Below are 15,568 nucleotides of genomic sequence, written 5' to 3'. Positions count from 1 at the left end.
GTCAGTTTATCCAGCGCAAATCTTAAAGGGCTGCCAACGCCTTCAACGCAGCCTTGCGTTGTTCCACGGGTAACGCCCCCAATTTCTCCACCACTGCATAAAACTTCAGCCAATCTCCACCCGACTGTTTGAACACCTCGGAAAACGCCGGCACCCATTGATCATAGAGTCCGAATGGCAGCAGCCGGGCGTTGTTCATCGGGGCATTGATCCAGGCATCAAAGCGCTTGTCGCCGGCCCATTGGCTGTCGCGCAGGGTTCGATAATCGCTGCGCAAGCGGTCGAACTCGGCGGCTTTACGCTGGCGCATCTGTTCGGTCGCAAGGGGCAATGCATAGAGTTTTTCGAGTCGCGTACGGGTGTCCAGAATCAGCTGGGTAAATTGATCACGTTGCTGCTCTTGAGCTTTGCCGGCCGGTGGTAAACCGCGAGCTGCACGCCATTGGCGGGTGCCTTCCTGTTCGACGAAGGTGGCGAAAGACTCGTTGAACTCCGTGTCGTCCTTCACATAAAACCGCTGATGCGCCAGTTCGTGAAAAATCAGCGTCGCCAGACGCTCGTCACCCCAGTTCATCATTGAACTGATGATCGGGTCGTTGAACCAGCCCAAGGTCGAATAGGCTTCAACACCGCTGATCGACACGTCCATGCCCTGCAGGCGCAACAGCGCAGCGTTGCCTCGCGCGGCGCTCTGGCTGTAGTACCCGCGATAGGCCACGCACCCGGCGATCGGAAAGCAATGATTCTGCGGCTTGAGGGAAAACTCCGGCGTGGCGAACACATTCCACACCACATACGGTCGGCCAATGTCGGCGTAGAGGCGATAACTTTTGTTGTCTGGCAAGTGCAACCGCTGGCTGGCGAACTCGCGGGCCTTTTGCGACTGAGCCAGGCGCGCGCGCAGTTTCGCGTCACGCGCAGGGTCGGCAACCACCTCGCTCACCGGCTCACGCGCCCGCAGCAATTGCCACTGACCGCTGGCCAACTGACTGTAGTAATTGACGCTCGAGCAACCGTTCAGCAACAAAAGCAACGCGGCCGGAAACAAAACGCGCAAAACGCGATCAAGTAACCGATGGCTTGAAAGCAGCCTGATCACATCAAATCATCCTTGGGGAGTCTGCTCGCAAGACTATCTCGCCTGACTGGAGCTTCGCTATGCGCGCGTTATTGCTGACTGCAAACCTGCTGATGCTGGCTGGCTGTGTTGGACTGCCCCAACCCGACCCGGCGCAAGCCTGGATCGACCTCGGGCCCCATCAACATGACACTGTGTTGCAAGCGCTGGAAGTGGACGCCAAGGCTACCACCGATAAGCGCTATTTCCAGGTTCCACCGGGCAGCCATGAGTTGAAGGTGCGTTATCAGTTCGCGGTAGAACCAACGAATATCGGCCCCGACGCCGAGCCGCTGTGGCGCGATTGCCGGTTAAGTGTGAAGTTCAACGACTTCAGTGCCGGCCAGCGATATCAACTGCAAGCGGGGAATATCGGCTTCCGGCCGTGGGCCAAACTCTATGATCAGCAGCGCAAAGTCGTTGGCCAAGCGCATCTGGCGGGCTGCCAACGCACCTGATCAGCGCTATGCTTATTACCTGACCGCTCGGAAATTAATCATGCGCAGGTATCTGCTGTTTTTCGCTATCAGCTCTCTGACTGCCTGTGTGAGCCCGCTACCCACCGCGAACCCGAACATGGCCTGGGTCGACTTCGCCATGCCGACGCCCGGGGGCAAAGTCCTCATGGCCGAGAGCCTGGACAATAAGCGCCTGAAAGACGGGCGATTCTTCCAGGTCACACCCGGCAGCCATGAATTGAAGGTTCGCTTCGACTTCGAGCAGTTTTACGGAGGTTTTGGCATGCAATTCGACTCGCCAAACCGACTGTGCTATTTGACCGTGCGCTACGATCATTTCGAAGCCGGACAACGTTACCTGCTCGAAGCTCGCTCGCTGACCACCACGCCCAGCGCCCGGCTGTATAACGCCAAGCGCGAGCTCGTCGCCGAAGAGAGTCAGACTTTTTGCATCCCGTAAGACGGATTATCTGTCGTTCTTCTGATAGATGATTTTCTTCGTTCCGCCTTCACACGTGCCGACCACCATGTTCTGGTCGTGCACTTCGTCATTGGTGACGATCTCCAGGGTGTAGGACGATACGTTATTGGCCTGGATCTTCGATTCGATCTCGGCCTTGAGTTCTTCGCAGGATTTGGTTGCCGCCAGGGCCGATGTGGCCAGCACACTGCAGATAACCGCCAAGGCAAAACGTTTCATGGTTGAAGCTCCCTTGAGGCAGCGCGCACAGTCATGCGCTGAAGCTGCTGTCACTTATTCGACCACAGTTTCAGTTCACGAGTTCTGATTTGTAGCAGCTGGCGTGCCAGCTGCTACCAGGGAGCGATCAGCCCACGAGTGTCGCATCAAGCGTGATATTAGCGTTCAACACCTTGGAAACCGGGCAGCCTACTTTAGCCTTCTTGCTCAACTCCTCGAATTGCTGCTGGCTCGCGCCAGGGATTTTCGCTTTGAGCGTCAGGTGCACGGCGGTGATCGCAAAACCACCGTCGACCTGATCCAGCGTCACCTCGGCCTGGGTGTCGATCGTGTCGGCCTTGAGGCCAGCCTCGCCGAGAATCATCGAAAATGCCATGGAGAAACACCCCGCATGAGCAGCGCCGATCAGCTCTTCCGGGTTGGTGCCCGGGCCGCCTTCGAAACGCGCCTTGAAGCCATAAGGTGCATCTTTCAGGACCCCGGTTTCGGTCGAGATAGAACCAAGGCCGGTCTTCAAATCACCGACCCAATGTGCCGATGCTTTCTTTTTGATACTCATCTCTGCCTCCTCAATATCCGGCGCGAGGATCGCGCCTTCATGGTTTTCGGTTGCCTGGGTTCTGAGGATAGAAGGCTGGGCAAAGTTCATCGTGTCGGATCGAACCGCTTATCTGGTCGGCAATTTCACGTCTGCTATTGAAACTCGGGTATATGCCCACATTGCATAGAACACGCTCATGCATTCGGCAGGTTTTCGTTGGTGAGAAAAGCCTGCGTACCCTCATTGGAGAAGCCGGCTTATGAAACAACTGTCCGATATCAAGTTCTCGACGCTGGACCTGGTGCCCGTTCGCGAGAACGGCAGCCCTGCGCAATCGCTGCGCAACTCGCTGGACCTGGCGCAACATGTGGAGAAGTGGGGCTATAACCGCTTCTGGGTCGCCGAACACCACAACATGGATGGCATCGCCAGCTCCGCGACTTCCGTACTGCTTGGCTATCTGGCTGGCGGGACGTCGAGCATTCGTGTCGGCTCTGGTGGCGTGATGCTGCCCAACCATGCGCCACTGGTGATCGCCGAACAATTCGGCACCCTTGAAAGCCTCTATCCGGGGCGAATCGACCTCGGTCTGGGTCGCGCACCGGGCTCCGATCAGATGACCGCCCGCGCCTTGCGCCGTGAACGCTCCGGCAGCGCCGACGATTTCCCCGAAGACGTGGCCGAACTGCTGCGCTACCTGGGCCCACGCACGCCGGACCAGCGCATTATCGCGATGCCCGGCACCGGCACCCATGTGCCGGTCTGGCTGCTGGGCTCCAGCCTGTTCAGCGCGCAACTGGCTGGCGAGCGCGGTTTGCCTTACGCCTTTGCCTCGCATTTCGCACCGCGTTATATGCATGAAGCGATTCGGGTTTACCGCAATCACTTCAAGCCTTCAGCCGTACTGGATAAACCCTACGTGATGCTGGGCGTGCCGCTGGTAGCCGCCGACACCGACGAACAAGCCGATTACCTGGCAACCTCGGTCTACCAACGAATCCTGGCGCTGATGCGCGGCCAAAGCCTGGTTCAACGGCCACCGGTGAAAACCATGGACGGCCTGTGGTTGCCCCATGAGAGAGAAGCCGTCGGTGATTTCCTGGGCCTGGCCATGGTCGGCAGCCCGGCGAAAATTCGCGGCAAACTTGAAGTGCTGATCGAGCAGACTCAAGCCGACGAGTTGATCTTCACCTGTGACCTGTACGAACACGCTGATCGCCTGCATTCCTACGAACTGCTGGCGCAAGTGATGAAGGGCTAAGTCTCTGACAACACCTGCAAAAAAGCCGACGCCATGGCGTCGGCTTTACATAAACAGCTGACTCACCTACTTCTTGTAGACGATGACCTTCTTGCCTGCCTCGCATTTTCCGACCACCTTGCCACCCGCGGCCGCGCCTTTATCGACGATTTCCAGCGAATAGTTTTTGGAGCCCTTGGCATCGATTTTTGCCGCAATTTCGCTTTTCAGCTCTTCGCACGGTTTGCCCGCCGCAAAGGTTGTTCCCGCAATACTCAACAAACCCACCGCCAATATAAATTTCTTCATCGGTCACATTCCCTGGTCGGATCAAAAGGGGTAAGCGTTAACACTCGGGCGCCTGACGCCCAAGACGAAGTAGCGCTTTGCCATTCCCTATGGCAATCGGCCAGCGCACAAGTTCAGAAGCCTAGCTCAACCTCAGCTATTGGCAATCCGGAACCCGACTTTGAGCGTGACCTGAAAGTGTGCCGCCTTGCCGTCCTTGATGTGCCCGCGGGTTTCGGTAACCTCGAACCACTCCATGAGCTTGATGCTTTTGCTGGCCTCGGCCAATGCATTGTTGATGGCATCTTCAATGCTGGTAGGGGACGAGCCAACCAGTTCGACTTTCTTGTAAGTGTGATGGTCAGTCATGGCGTTCTCCTGGAATTGTGATTAGAGCCTAGCAGCGATTGTCGGTATTTCTTCTGTCGTTGAAGGTTCAAAATGAATGCACTTTCCCGAACCGTTGGAGTCCCAACCAACATACGCACTCAACCAAAGAAGGAGAGTCACCATGGCCATCACCTCGTTGCGTAAAGCGTCATTGCAAAGCATGGAAGCCGAGATCGAGAGTCTGCTCAAGTCGCTGGAAAGCTTGAAGAGTGATACCTCGGACGAGTCGCTGAAAACTCTCAAGGCCCTCAAAAACAACGCCGAGAACGCACTGAAACACTCGCGCCACCTGCTCAGCGATGCGTACGAAGAAGTCAAAGTCAAAACCCGCGAAACCGGGATCGCCACCCGCGATTACGCCCAGGAACATCCATGGACTACCGCTAGCGTCGCGGTCGGTGCCTTGGGTTTGGTGGCGGCGTATCTGCTGTACAAACGCGGCCATTAAGGCTGGCGCAGCTCGTTTTTCAGCCACTGCGCCAACTGCCGAGCGCGCCCGTCTGCGGCGCGCTTGGGTAGCCACAACGCCAGTTGCGCCGGGGTTTCACTGAAACCCCACGGCGCAACCAGGCGACCGGCCTTCAAGTCCTCGGCCACCAGCGGCTCAGGGGCAATCGCCACGCCCAGCCCGGCCACCGCCGCTTCCAGCAAATAATACAAATGCTCGAAACCCTGCCCGAACTTCAGCGCCTTGGCGTCGAGGTCGTTGCGCTGCGCCCAACTGGGCCAGGCTTGCGGGCGTGAAGTGGTGTGCAACAAGGATTGGTTGAGCAGCGCAGCCGCCGGCGCCTGGCGCAAGCTGTCGTAACCGGCAAAGCGAGGGCTGAGCACCGGGCCGATGCGCTCGCTGGCCAATTCATAAACCTGCATGTCTGCAGGCCACGGCGGCTCGGCAAACACCAGCAAGGCATCGAGCCCCGGCCGCCGTGGGTCAAGATCGCCTTCACCCGCCGACAGGTGCAAACGCAAGTCCGGCAGGTCGGCATTCAACCGGCCCAGACGTGGAATGAACCAGCGCGCCAGCAAACTGCCAGAGCAGCCAAGCACGAACGGCGCGTCGGCGTGACCTTGCGTCAGTTCACCGCAAACGGCGCGCAATCGCTCGAAGGCCTCGCTGCTGGCATCGCGTAAGCGCACACCGGCATCTGTGAGTTTCAGGCCGCGCCCATCCTTGACGAACAGGCTCACCCCCAGATGCTCCTCCAGCACTTTCAGCTGTCGACTGACCGCACCGTGAGTCACGTGCAGTTGCTCCGCAGCCTGACTGACGCTGTTCAGGCGGGCAGTGGCTTCGAAGGCGCGCAGGGCGTTCAGCGGGGGGAGGTCGTGGCTCATGATATCTGTGAGTTTTTCTGACAGGTTACGGCGATCTTATCGGTTTTCAGCTCAAGACGTCAGGGGTAGAGTGAACGCCATTGCCCTGCTACGAATTAACTTTTTGAAATTCAACTGGAGCGCCCCATGACCCAGACTAATCTGCGCAACGGCCCTGATGCCAACGGCCTGTTTGGCGCGTTCGGCGGCCGCTACGTTGCCGAGACCCTGATGCCGTTGATCCTCGACCTGGCCCGCGAATACGAAGCGGCGAAGGATGATCCGGCGTTCAAAGAAGAATTGGCCTACTTCCAGCGCGACTACGTCGGCCGCCCAAGCCCGCTGTACTTCGCCGAGCGCCTGACCGAGTTCTGCGGCGGCGCGAAGATCTACCTCAAGCGCGAAGAGCTGAATCACACCGGCGCGCACAAGATCAACAACTGCATCGGCCAGATCCTGCTGGCACGGCGCATGGGCAAAAAACGCATCATCGCCGAAACCGGCGCCGGCATGCACGGCGTGGCGACTGCCACCGTGGCCGCGCGCTTTGGCCTCGATTGCGTGATCTACATGGGCACCACCGACATCGAGCGCCAACAGGCCAACGTGTTCCGCATGAAACTGCTGGGCGCGGAAGTGATCCCCGTGGTTGCCGGCACCGGCACCCTGAAAGACGCGATGAACGAAGCCCTGCGTGACTGGGTGACCAACGTCGACAGCACCTTCTACCTGATCGGCACCGTGGCCGGCCCACACCCTTATCCGGCAATGGTCCGCGACTTCCAGGCGGTGATCGGCAAGGAAACCCGCGAACAACTGCAAGCCAAGGAAGGTCGCCTGCCGGACAGCCTGGTGGCGTGCATTGGCGGTGGTTCCAACGCCATGGGCCTGTTCCACCCGTTCCTCGATGACAAAAGCGTCGAAATCATCGGCGTTGAAGCGGCGGGTCATGGCATCGAAACCGGCAAACATGCGGCCAGCTTGAACGGCGGCGTACCGGGCGTGCTGCACGGCAACCGGACCTTCCTGCTGCAGGACGACGATGGCCAGATCATCGACGCTCACTCGATCTCCGCCGGCCTCGACTATCCGGGTATCGGTCCGGAACACGCCTGGTTGCATGACATCGGTCGCGTCCAGTACACCTCGGTGACTGACCACGAAGCCTTGGACGCCTTCCACAAATGCTGCCGCCTGGAAGGGATCATTCCTGCACTGGAAAGCGCCCACGCCCTGGCCGAAGTGTTCAAACGTGCACCGACCCTGCCGAAAGATCACCTGATGGTGGTCAACCTGTCCGGCCGTGGCGACAAAGACATGCAAACCGTGATGCACCATATGGATCAGTCCCAGCAGGAGAAACACTGATGAGCCGCCTGCAAACCCGCTTCGCCGAACTCAAAGAACAGAACCGCGCCGCCCTGGTGACCTTCGTCACTGCCGGCGACCCGAGCTATGACACCTCGCTGGCGATCCTCAAAGGTTTGCCAGCGGCAGGCGCCGACGTGATCGAACTGGGCATGCCCTTCACCGATCCGATGGCCGACGGCCCGGCAATCCAGCTCGCCAACATCCGCGCCTTGGGCGCTAAGCAGAACCTGGCGAAAACCCTGCAAATGGTTCGCGAGTTCCGCAAAGACAACAACCACACGCCGCTGGTGCTGATGGGTTACTTCAACCCGATTCATTACTACGGCGTACCGCGCTTCATCAGCGATGCCAAAGAAGCCGGTGTCGACGGTCTGATCGTGGTCGACATGCCGCCAGAACATAACGCCGAGCTGTGCGACCCGGCGCAAGCGGCAGGCATCGACTTCATCCGCCTGACCACGCCGACCACCGACGACGTGCGTCTGCCGACGGTGCTCAATGGCAGTTCCGGTTTTGTGTACTACGTATCGGTGGCCGGGGTGACCGGTGCTGGCGCGGCGACCCTGGAACACGTCGAAGAAGCCGTGGCCCGCTTGCGGCGCCACACCGACCTGCCGATCAGCATCGGGTTCGGCATCCGCACACCAGAGCAAGCGGCGTCGATCGCCCGTCTGGCAGACGGCGTGGTGGTGGGTTCGGCACTGATCGACCACATCGCAAATGCAACCACACCTGAGCAGGCCATCGACGGCGTACTCGGCCTGTGCTCGGCGTTGTCCGAAGGTGTGCGTAAAGCCCGCGTCAGCTAAGAGTAAAGTTCCTGATACAGAGGAATTAAGTGCCCGGCACCGCAGACTAAATAGCAAGACCCAGGGGTTTGGAACCGAGTTCTAAGCCCCTTTTTTTGCTGTGGATGCTCTGAGGAAGACTCAAATGAAAATGCCCAAACGCCTGATTGCCAGCCTGGGTGTATTGATGCTCAGCGCCACGCCCTTGCTCCACGTAAGCGCCGATGAACGCGACGATCATGATCGCGGCGGTCCGAGGTATGAGCATCGCGGCGATGAACACCGCGAGCATGGCCCTGAATTCAGAGGGCCACCTCGGGACTTCGGTCCGGTGCGCGAAGTGATCCGCGTCAACCACGGGTATTTCGTCCGCGGTGCACCACCACCGCCAGGCGTTCGCTGGGTCAGAGGCCAACCCTTGCCGCGCGGCTACTACGGCGAACGCCTGGACAGCCGAGCCCTCGAACACTTGCCGTACTACCCAGGTTACGAATGGCGACGCATGGGCGGTGACATCGTGCTGATCGCCATAGGCACCGGGGTGGTTTATGAGGTGCTGGAAGGGGTTCTGTACTAAGTCTTGATCGGCGTTTTGTGTAGTCCGAACCACCGCCATCGCGAGCAAGCTTTGCTCCTACAGTAAAAACACCACCTTGTAGGAGCATAGCTTGCTCGCGATGAGGCCCTGACAGGCAACCAAGTTCCCAAGCCTGCTCAAAAAATCGACAAATCCAGTGGCCGAACCGCACCCATCCAGATCGCATGGTCGGTGTGATCGGCCAGGTCGTCACCCGTATCCGGGTGCACAAATACCACCAAACCTTTGCGATTGAGCGCCAGCCACGGCAGCACTTCGCCGAGCTGCTCCGGCGCGAAGGCCAATTGGCAGCTCCAGTCCGGGTGCGGGCCGACCAGCCGTTCGTGGACCCGGCCCATCTTCAGCGGGAACAGCTGCGCAGCCTGCTCACACAGGGCTCGCGCCTGATCGATGGTGTTCGCGTCAAAGTACACATGGGCGTGATAGCCCTTGATCCGTTGCATAGCGTTCTCGTGTCTCGGGATTCATTCCTCACCCGCAACGCTACACCGCAATAGACGGCAGCGCCAAACCTGTCAGCGACTCCGCGCTGCTGGCCTGTTCGGTCATCAGCCAATCGACGAACTGCTGAATCAGCGCACTGCGGCGCTTGCGCTGGGGCAAGACCACGTAATAGCCGAAGCTCGATATCGCCGTCTCGGCAATCGGCCGGCACAACAAGCCTTGCGCCAGCAAGTTATCCACAAGGTGCCGCCAACCGATGGCCACGCCCTGGCCGCCAATCGCTGCTTGAATCAACAGTGTGTAGTTGTCGAAACGCAGTTGCCCCGGTGCCGGTGGGGTGGCGATGCCCAAAGTACGGAACACGCCGCTCCAGTCGAACCAGTGGCTGCTGTTTTCACCGCGTAAATGCAGCAGCGGTAATTCCTGCAATGCGTGGGCGGGCAGAGGTATTGCGCGGTCTTTGAGCAGCAGCGGGCTGCACACCGGGAACACCTCTTCACTGAACAGCCAATGGCTTTCGCCCTGCTTGAAACGCCCATCACCAAACAGCACGGCCACGTCGATGTCAGTGCGCAGCATGTTGTGGCTGCGCTCGCTGGTGACCAGGCTGACATCCACCTGTGGATTGGCCTCATGAAAACGGTGCAAACGCGGCATCAGCCAATACGCGGCGAAGGCGAAGTCGGTGGCCACCTGCAACACCTCGTGCTGATGCTGGGCGCTGATTGCATTCAGTCCGGCGTCGATGCTCTGCAAACCGGCCTGCACCTGTTCGAACAGAATCGCTCCGGCCTCGGTCAGCTCGATGCCTCGGTAGATGCGGTCGAACAACCGCGTGCCGAGTTGCTCCTCCAGCCGTTTGAGCTGCTGGCTGACGGCGGGCTGCGTGGTGCCGAGCTCCACCGCCGCAGCGGTAAAGCTGCGATGACGTGCCGCGGCTTCAAAGGCGCGAAACAGGTCCAGGGACAAATCACCAAGGGCGTCATACATAAGCTGTGCTTATCCTAGTCATTGCCGGGCGTGGGCTTTACCACAAAGTGCGTGGGTTACATCCTCGATCACAGCACTTTCGCATAACTGCTCACTATGGAATGCCGCGATCTCATGAAGCGCAAGAACATTCTTTTCATCATGGCCGATCAAATGGCCGCGCCCTTGTTGCCGTTCTACGGTTCATCGCCGATCAAGCTGCCCAACCTGAGCCGCCTGGCCGCGCAAGGCGTGGTGTTCGACGCCGCGTATTGCAACAGCCCGTTGTGCGCCCCTTCGCGTTTCACCCTGGTCAGCGGCCAGTTGCCAAGCAAGATCGGCGCCTACGACAACGCGGCGGATTTTCCGGCAGACGTGCCGACCTATGCCCACTACCTGCGACGCCTCGGCTACCGCACTGCGCTGTCCGGCAAGATGCATTTCTGTGGTCCGGATCAGTTGCATGGCTACGAAGAACGCCTGACCAGCGACATCTATCCGGCCGACTACGGTTGGGCAGTGAACTGGGATGAGCCGGACGTACGCCCGAGCTGGTATCACAACATGTCCTCGGTGCTGCAGGCCGGGCCTTGCGTGCGCACCAATCAGCTGGATTTCGACGAAGAGGTGGTGTTCAAGGCCCAGCAGTACCTGTTCGATCACATCCGCGAAGACGGCGATCAGCCATTCTGCCTGACCGTGTCGATGACTCACCCACACGATCCGTACACCATTCCCAAGGCCTTTTGGGACCTGTACGACGACAAGGACATCCCATTGCCGGAAACCCCGGCGCAAACCGATCTCGATCCACATTCCCAGCGCCTGCTCAAAGTGTACGACCTGTGGGACAAGCCGCTGCCTGTGGATAAGATTCGCGATGCTCGCCGCGCCTATTTCGGTGCGTGCAGCTATATCGACAGCAACGTCGGCAAACTTCTGCAAACCCTTGAGGATACGGGGCTGATCGACGACACCATTATTGTCTTCTCCGGTGACCACGGCGACATGCTCGGTGAGCGTGGGCTCTGGTACAAAATGCACTGGTTCGAAATGGCCGCCCGCGTGCCGCTGCTGGTCAGCGCACCGGGGCAGTTCGCCGCTGGGCGAGTCGGCGCCGCGGTGTCCACCGCCGACCTGCTGCCGACCCTGGTGGAACTGGCCGGCGGCACGTTGGAACCCGGCTTGCCACTGGACGGTCGCTCGCTGGTGCCGCACCTGCAAGGGCAGGGCGGACACGACGAAGTGTTTGGTGAATACATGGCCGAAGGCACCATCAGTCCGCTGATGATGATCCGCCGTGGTGCCTACAAGTTCATCTACAGCGAAGACGATCCGTGCCTGCTCTTCGATGTGCACAACGATCCGCATGAACAGGAAGAACTCAGCCAATCCGTGCAACATCGCCAGTTGTTCGACGGTTTTCTCGCCGAAGCACGGGCTAAATGGAATATCCCGGAAATCCACCAACAGGTGCTCGCCAGCCAGCGTCGACGACGTTTCGTCGCCCAGGCGCTGACGTTCGGCAAGCTGAAGAGCTGGGATCACCAGCCGTTTATCGATGCCAGTCAGCAGTACATGCGCAACCATATCGACCTCGATGATCTGGAGCGCAAAGCACGTTATCCACAACCCTGCCAAAACCAATAACGTAAGGGGAAGAACATGCAAAAGTTATCCACAGTACTGACGGTGGGGCTGCTGGCCTTGAGCAGCGTTTCGGCCTACGCCGAGCAAAGTTGCGACACGGTGAAAATGGCGGACCCGGGCTGGAGCGACATTGCCGCAACCAACGCCATCACCGGTTTCCTGCTTGAAGGCATGGGCTACAAGGCCAAGGTCGACACCTTGGCGGTGCCGATCACCTTTGGCGGGCTCAAGGACGGCCAGGTCGATGTGTTCCTGGGTAACTGGATGCCGGCGCAGCAGGGCTTCTACGACAAATTCGTGGCCAATGGCGATGTCACCCAGCTGTCGAAGAACCTCGACGGCACCGAGTTCACCCTGGCAGTGCCAGACTACGTGTGGGACGCCGGTGTGCATAACTTTGCCGACTTGAACAAATACGCCGACAAGTTCGACAAGAAGATCTACGGCATCGGCTCCGGAGCCCCGGCGAACATCTCGCTGCAAGAGATCATCAAGAAGAACGATTTCGACCTCGGCCAATGGAAGCTGATCGAATCCAGCGAACAGGCAATGCTCGCCGAAGTGTCCCGCGCGGTGAAAAAGCAGAAGTTCGTGACCTTCCTCGGCTGGACCCCGCACCCGATGAACGTGCAGCTGAAAATGCATTACCTGAAGGGCGGCGAGAAATACTTCGGCGACACCGGCAGTGTGCACACCTTGACCCGCAAAGGTTATGCACAGGCCTGCCCGAACGTCGGCAAACTGCTGACCAACCTGAGCTTCACCCAGGAGATGGAGAACAGCATCATGGCCGAGGTGGTCAACAAGAAGCTCAGCAACGCCGACGCGGCGAAGGCGTGGATCAAGGCCAATCCGGCGGTGCTGGACAAGTGGCTGGATGGCGTGAAGACCGTGGATGGGAAGGACGCGTTGTCAGCCGTAAAGGCCAAACTGTAAGGATCTCTGACCACCCTGTGGCGAGGGAGCTTGCTCCCGCTCGACCGCGCAGCGGTCGCAAAATCGCTCATTGCGTTGTATCTGAAAGAGCGCGATTGCCGGTTTTGGGGCTGCTATGCAGCCCAGCGGGAGCAAGCTCCCTCGCCACAATGCTTTATCCTGACGCCTTTGAATGATTCCGACCGAGAGGCCCCATGGCAATCTCCAGACGCCATAAGCTCTTCCCCTTTCTCAGTTGGCTGCCTCGGCAAACCCGCGCCAGCGTCGGCCGCGACCTTGTCGTTGGCCTCAGCGGGGCGATTCTTGCGTTGCCGCAATCCATTGCCTACGCCCTGATCGCCGGGTTACCTGCCGAATACGGCTTGTACGCTGCCATCATCCCGGTGTTGATTGCCTGCCTCTGGGGGTCCTCCTGGCATTTGATCTGCGGCCCGACGGCGGCGATCTCTATCGTTCTTTACGCCAGCGTCAGTCCCTTGGCCGTGCCCGGTTCCCAGGACTACATCACGCTGATCCTGCTGCTGACCTTCCTCGCCGGTATTTTCCAGTGGCTGCTGGGCATGTTGCGCTTTGGCGCGCTGGTGAACTTCGTTTCGCACTCGGTGGTGCTGGGTTTCACCCTCGGTGCGGCGGTGGTGATCGCCCTTGGGCAGTTGCCGAACCTGTTGGGGCTGGACCTGCCTAATCAGGCCACGGCGCTGAACAGCCTGGTGTCACTGATCGGCGATATTGGCGCGCTGGATAAACCATCGCTGGTGCTGGGTCTTGGCACGCTGGCAGTGGGCATTGTGCTGAAACTGCTGCTGCCACGCTGGCCGAGCCTGTTGATCAGCCTGATTTTCAGCGGCCTGTTGGTGTGGCTGTGGCCGTCGATGTTTGGCCATGTGAAGTTGGTCAGCTCGTTCGTCGGCCGGTTACCGCCATTCAGCACGTTGCCGTTGGATCTGGACCTGGTGTTGCGCCTGCTGCCCAGTGCGGTGGCAGTCGGCATGCTCGGGCTGGTGACCAGCCTGTCGATTGCCCGCTCCTTGTCGCAACGCTCGCAGCAGTTACTCGATGCGAATCAGGAGGTCCGCGCGCAGGGGCTTTCGAACATCGTCGGCAGCTTTTTCGCAGGCTCGCTGTCGGCCGGTTCCTTTACCCGTTCGGGATTGAGTTATGAGGCGGGTGCCTGCTCGCCACTGGCCGGGGTGTTCTCGGCGCTGTGGGTGGCGTTGTTTGCACTGACTGGCGCAACGTTGATTGCCCACATCCCGATTCCGGCCATGGCCGGGAGCATTTTGCTGATTTGCTGGGGATTGGTGGACCATCGCGGCATTCGCGCGTTGTTCCGGGTCAGCCATGCCGAATTCGCGGTGATGGCGCTGACGTGCGTCGCCACCTTGCTGCTGGAGCTACAAACGGCGATCTACGCCGGGGTGTTGGTCTCGCTGTTTTTCTATCTCAAACGCACCTCGCAACCCCGCGTGCAGCAATGGAGCGAAGGCGACGAAGAGATTCTGCGGGTCGGTGGCTCGATCTTCTTCGGCGCCAGCCACTACCTGCAAGTCCGTCTGCAACGCACTCAAGGCTTGAAGGTGGTGATCGAAGGGCAGTACATCAATTTCATCGACTATTCCGGCGTAGAGATGCTGCACCAGGAAGCGCGACGACTGCTCAGACAAGGCCGCAGCCTGATCCTGCGCCGGGCGCGCGGGCATGTGGTCGAAGAGCTGTTGAGACTGGAAGGACCGGAGAAATGCCCAATCCGGTTTGAGGATTGAAACACGCAAATACCGCGTCGGCCCCACCCCCTGTGGCGAGGGGGCTTGCCCCCGTTCGGGTGCGAAGCGCCCGCGCTCTTACTGATGCATCGCGTTAGCAAATTTCAGGGCCGCTGCGCAGCCCAACGGGGGCAAGCCCCCTCACCACAAAGGCCAGCATCGCCAGTTACAGCGCCAACTGGCGGCGGAGTTCAGCCAGCACAGGGGCGGTGTCCGGGCGTACGCCGCGCCACAGGAAGAACGCTTCGGCCGCCTGTTCGGCGAGCATCCCCAAGCCATCCATCGACACCGCGGCGCCGTGTTCGCTGGCCCAGCGGCAGAATGAAGTCGGTTCCTTGCCGTACATCATGTCGTAGCAAACGGTCTTGCCCGGTTCGATCAGGCTGCTGGCAATCGGCGGCACATCGCCTGACAGGCTGGCCGACGTCGCGTTGATAATCAGGTCCACCGGCTCACGCAACCAGTCGAAACCGCTGGCGGATACCGGGCCGAGATCGGCGAACAGTTCAGCCAGCAACTCGGCTTTTTCCAGTGTGCGATTGGCGATGATCACCGACGCCGGCTGCTCGGCCAGCAACGGCTCCAGCGCGCCACGCACTGCACCGCCTGCACCCAGCAGCAGAATGCGTTTACCGCGCAGGCTGAATCCGGCGTTGACCGTCAAATCCCGCACCAGCCCGGCGCCATCGGTGTTGTCGCCCAACAGGCTGCCATCCGCCAGTTTGCTCAAGGTGTTGACCGCACCTGCCCGTTGAGCCCGTTCCGTCAGGCTGTTGGCCAGACGATAGGCCTCTTCCTTGAACGGCACCGTGACGTTGGCTCCACGACCTTCGCGGAAAAACTCCGTGGCACAACCGGAAAAGTCATCCAGCGGCGCCAGCAAGGTGCTGTAGTCCAGCCGCTGAGCGGTCTGCTCGGCAAACAGGCGATGGATCAACGGCGATTTACTGTGGCCAATCGGGTTACCGAATACGACGTAACGGTCCATCAGGATTCCTCGT

General features: G+C 59.7%; 19 protein-coding genes. 10 read left to right on the top strand and 9 right to left on the bottom strand.

Annotated features, from left to right (window positions below; genetic code table 11):
* Positions 1-22: 22 nt before the first annotated feature.
* Positions 23-1,099, bottom strand: coding sequence for an aminopeptidase (locus AC3WK5_RS11535; RefSeq protein WP_103314889.1), 1,077 nt, complete (start codon positions 1,097-1,099; stop codon positions 23-25).
* A 59-nt stretch (positions 1,100-1,158) separates the two neighbouring features.
* Between AC3WK5_RS11535 and AC3WK5_RS11530 the strand changes: the two genes are divergently transcribed.
* Positions 1,159-1,575, top strand: coding sequence for a PA0061/PA0062 family lipoprotein (locus AC3WK5_RS11530; RefSeq protein WP_103314888.1), 417 nt, complete (start codon positions 1,159-1,161; stop codon positions 1,573-1,575).
* Positions 1,576-1,615: 40 nt separating this feature from the next.
* Positions 1,616-2,035, top strand: coding sequence for a PA0061/PA0062 family lipoprotein (locus AC3WK5_RS11525; protein ID WP_054594915.1), 420 nt, complete (start codon positions 1,616-1,618; stop codon positions 2,033-2,035).
* 6 nt (positions 2,036-2,041) lie between these two features.
* On the opposite strand, the gene AC3WK5_RS11520 is transcribed toward AC3WK5_RS11525, so the two are convergent.
* Complete coding sequence (locus tag AC3WK5_RS11520; RefSeq protein ID WP_054594914.1) at positions 2,042-2,275, bottom strand: DUF1161 domain-containing protein; 234 nt, start codon at positions 2,273-2,275, stop codon at positions 2,042-2,044.
* Between the two features lie 127 nt (positions 2,276-2,402).
* Positions 2,403-2,834: an OsmC family protein gene (locus AC3WK5_RS11515; RefSeq protein ID WP_103314887.1), complete on the bottom strand. Its 432-nt coding sequence runs from the start codon at positions 2,832-2,834 to the stop codon at positions 2,403-2,405.
* A gap of 241 nt (positions 2,835-3,075) precedes the next feature.
* Here AC3WK5_RS11515 and AC3WK5_RS11510 point away from each other — a divergent pair, with 241 nt between their 5' ends.
* Positions 3,076-4,077 (top strand): LLM class flavin-dependent oxidoreductase, encoded by a 1,002-nt coding sequence (locus tag AC3WK5_RS11510; protein ID WP_103314886.1) that lies wholly within the window; start codon positions 3,076-3,078, stop codon positions 4,075-4,077.
* Between the two features lie 66 nt (positions 4,078-4,143).
* On the opposite strand, the gene AC3WK5_RS11505 is transcribed toward AC3WK5_RS11510, so the two are convergent.
* Positions 4,144-4,365 (bottom strand): DUF1161 domain-containing protein, encoded by a 222-nt coding sequence (locus AC3WK5_RS11505; protein WP_054594911.1) that lies wholly within the window; start codon positions 4,363-4,365, stop codon positions 4,144-4,146.
* A 132-nt stretch (positions 4,366-4,497) separates the two neighbouring features.
* Positions 4,498-4,713, bottom strand: a complete 216-nt coding sequence (locus tag AC3WK5_RS11500; protein ID WP_054594910.1) for a dodecin — start codon at positions 4,711-4,713, stop codon at positions 4,498-4,500.
* 142 nt (positions 4,714-4,855) lie between these two features.
* Here AC3WK5_RS11500 and AC3WK5_RS11495 point away from each other — a divergent pair, with 142 nt between their 5' ends.
* A complete protein-coding gene (locus tag AC3WK5_RS11495; protein ID WP_103314885.1) occupies positions 4,856-5,182 on the top strand; it encodes an ElaB/YgaM/YqjD family protein in 327 nt (108 codons plus the stop codon).
* On the opposite strand, the gene AC3WK5_RS11490 is transcribed toward AC3WK5_RS11495, so the two are convergent.
* Positions 5,179-6,069, bottom strand: a complete 891-nt coding sequence (locus tag AC3WK5_RS11490; RefSeq protein WP_103314884.1) for a LysR family transcriptional regulator — start codon at positions 6,067-6,069, stop codon at positions 5,179-5,181. The genes AC3WK5_RS11495 and AC3WK5_RS11490 overlap by 4 nt on opposite strands.
* A gap of 126 nt (positions 6,070-6,195) precedes the next feature.
* Here AC3WK5_RS11490 and trpB point away from each other — a divergent pair, with 126 nt between their 5' ends.
* The 3 genes from trpB to AC3WK5_RS11475 all read left to right on the top strand — a co-directional run bounded on the left by trpB (position 6,196) and on the right by AC3WK5_RS11475 (position 8,784).
* Positions 6,196-7,416, top strand: coding sequence for a tryptophan synthase subunit beta (trpB, locus tag AC3WK5_RS11485; RefSeq protein ID WP_054594907.1), 1,221 nt, complete (start codon positions 6,196-6,198; stop codon positions 7,414-7,416).
* Positions 7,416-8,228, top strand: coding sequence for a tryptophan synthase subunit alpha (gene trpA / locus AC3WK5_RS11480; protein ID WP_054594906.1), 813 nt, complete (start codon positions 7,416-7,418; stop codon positions 8,226-8,228). The genes trpB and trpA overlap by 1 nt, the downstream gene beginning before the upstream one ends.
* A 124-nt stretch (positions 8,229-8,352) precedes the next feature.
* Positions 8,353-8,784 carry an anti-virulence regulator CigR family protein gene (locus AC3WK5_RS11475; protein ID WP_103314883.1) on the top strand — a complete coding sequence of 144 codons (432 nt, stop codon included), beginning with the start codon at positions 8,353-8,355 and terminating at the stop codon, positions 8,782-8,784.
* A gap of 137 nt (positions 8,785-8,921) precedes the next feature.
* Here the strand turns inward: AC3WK5_RS11475 and AC3WK5_RS11470 are convergent, their stop codons facing one another.
* Together AC3WK5_RS11470 and AC3WK5_RS11465 are read right to left on the bottom strand one after the other, a co-directional pair.
* On the bottom strand, positions 8,922-9,248 hold the full coding sequence (locus AC3WK5_RS11470; protein ID WP_103314882.1) for a DOPA 4,5-dioxygenase family protein: 327 nt from the start codon (positions 9,246-9,248) through the stop codon (positions 8,922-8,924).
* 40 nt (positions 9,249-9,288) lie between these two features.
* Positions 9,289-10,239 carry a choline sulfate utilization transcriptional regulator gene (locus tag AC3WK5_RS11465; RefSeq protein WP_103314881.1) on the bottom strand — a complete coding sequence of 317 codons (951 nt, stop codon included), beginning with the start codon at positions 10,237-10,239 and terminating at the stop codon, positions 9,289-9,291.
* Positions 10,240-10,353: 114 nt separating this feature from the next.
* Here AC3WK5_RS11465 and betC point away from each other — a divergent pair, with 114 nt between their 5' ends.
* From betC to AC3WK5_RS11450, 3 genes are all read left to right on the top strand, one after another.
* Complete coding sequence (gene betC, locus AC3WK5_RS11460; protein WP_103314880.1) at positions 10,354-11,868, top strand: choline-sulfatase; 1,515 nt, start codon at positions 10,354-10,356, stop codon at positions 11,866-11,868.
* Between the two features lie 15 nt (positions 11,869-11,883).
* A complete protein-coding gene (gene choX / locus AC3WK5_RS11455; RefSeq protein WP_103314879.1) occupies positions 11,884-12,804 on the top strand; it encodes a choline ABC transporter substrate-binding protein in 921 nt (306 codons plus the stop codon).
* 194 nt (positions 12,805-12,998) lie between these two features.
* Positions 12,999-14,567, top strand: coding sequence for a SulP family inorganic anion transporter (locus AC3WK5_RS11450; protein ID WP_103314878.1), 1,569 nt, complete (start codon positions 12,999-13,001; stop codon positions 14,565-14,567).
* A 166-nt stretch (positions 14,568-14,733) separates the two neighbouring features.
* Here the strand turns inward: AC3WK5_RS11450 and aroE are convergent, their stop codons facing one another.
* On the bottom strand, positions 14,734-15,555 hold the full coding sequence (gene aroE, locus AC3WK5_RS11445) for a shikimate dehydrogenase (RefSeq protein ID WP_103314877.1): 822 nt from the start codon (positions 15,553-15,555) through the stop codon (positions 14,734-14,736).
* Between the last annotated feature and the right edge of the window lie 13 nt (positions 15,556-15,568).

The sequence above is a fragment of the Pseudomonas sp. FW306-02-D09B genome, from assembly GCF_058782685.1.
Note: the sequence above shows the minus strand (reverse complement) of the source record. Positions and strands in the feature narration are given on the sequence as shown.

What these genes read in the sequence shown, in the direction of transcription:
- trpB (WP_054594907.1), top strand. Translation starts at nt 6,196, where the DNA reads ATGACCCAGACTAATCTGCGCAACGGCCCTGATGCCAACGGCCTGTTT.
- aroE (WP_103314877.1), bottom strand. Translation starts at nt 15,555, where the DNA reads ATGGACCGTTACGTCGTATTCGGTAACCCGATTGGCCACAGTAAATCG.
- betC (WP_103314880.1), top strand. Translation starts at nt 10,354, where the DNA reads ATGAAGCGCAAGAACATTCTTTTCATCATGGCCGATCAAATGGCCGCG.
- AC3WK5_RS11490 (WP_103314884.1), bottom strand. Translation starts at nt 6,069, where the DNA reads ATGAGCCACGACCTCCCCCCGCTGAACGCCCTGCGCGCCTTCGAAGCC.
- trpA (WP_054594906.1), top strand. Translation starts at nt 7,416, where the DNA reads ATGAGCCGCCTGCAAACCCGCTTCGCCGAACTCAAAGAACAGAACCGC.
- AC3WK5_RS11530 (WP_103314888.1), top strand. Translation starts at nt 1,159, where the DNA reads ATGCGCGCGTTATTGCTGACTGCAAACCTGCTGATGCTGGCTGGCTGT.
- AC3WK5_RS11510 (WP_103314886.1), top strand. Translation starts at nt 3,076, where the DNA reads ATGAAACAACTGTCCGATATCAAGTTCTCGACGCTGGACCTGGTGCCC.
- AC3WK5_RS11465 (WP_103314881.1), bottom strand. Translation starts at nt 10,239, where the DNA reads ATGTATGACGCCCTTGGTGATTTGTCCCTGGACCTGTTTCGCGCCTTT.
- AC3WK5_RS11520 (WP_054594914.1), bottom strand. Translation starts at nt 2,275, where the DNA reads ATGAAACGTTTTGCCTTGGCGGTTATCTGCAGTGTGCTGGCCACATCG.
- AC3WK5_RS11470 (WP_103314882.1), bottom strand. Translation starts at nt 9,248, where the DNA reads ATGCAACGGATCAAGGGCTATCACGCCCATGTGTACTTTGACGCGAAC.
- AC3WK5_RS11475 (WP_103314883.1), top strand. Translation starts at nt 8,353, where the DNA reads ATGAAAATGCCCAAACGCCTGATTGCCAGCCTGGGTGTATTGATGCTC.
- AC3WK5_RS11505 (WP_054594911.1), bottom strand. Translation starts at nt 4,365, where the DNA reads ATGAAGAAATTTATATTGGCGGTGGGTTTGTTGAGTATTGCGGGAACA.
- AC3WK5_RS11515 (WP_103314887.1), bottom strand. Translation starts at nt 2,834, where the DNA reads ATGAGTATCAAAAAGAAAGCATCGGCACATTGGGTCGGTGATTTGAAG.
- choX (WP_103314879.1), top strand. Translation starts at nt 11,884, where the DNA reads ATGCAAAAGTTATCCACAGTACTGACGGTGGGGCTGCTGGCCTTGAGC.
- AC3WK5_RS11450 (WP_103314878.1), top strand. Translation starts at nt 12,999, where the DNA reads ATGGCAATCTCCAGACGCCATAAGCTCTTCCCCTTTCTCAGTTGGCTG.
- AC3WK5_RS11500 (WP_054594910.1), bottom strand. Translation starts at nt 4,713, where the DNA reads ATGACTGACCATCACACTTACAAGAAAGTCGAACTGGTTGGCTCGTCC.
- AC3WK5_RS11525 (WP_054594915.1), top strand. Translation starts at nt 1,616, where the DNA reads ATGCGCAGGTATCTGCTGTTTTTCGCTATCAGCTCTCTGACTGCCTGT.
- AC3WK5_RS11495 (WP_103314885.1), top strand. Translation starts at nt 4,856, where the DNA reads ATGGCCATCACCTCGTTGCGTAAAGCGTCATTGCAAAGCATGGAAGCC.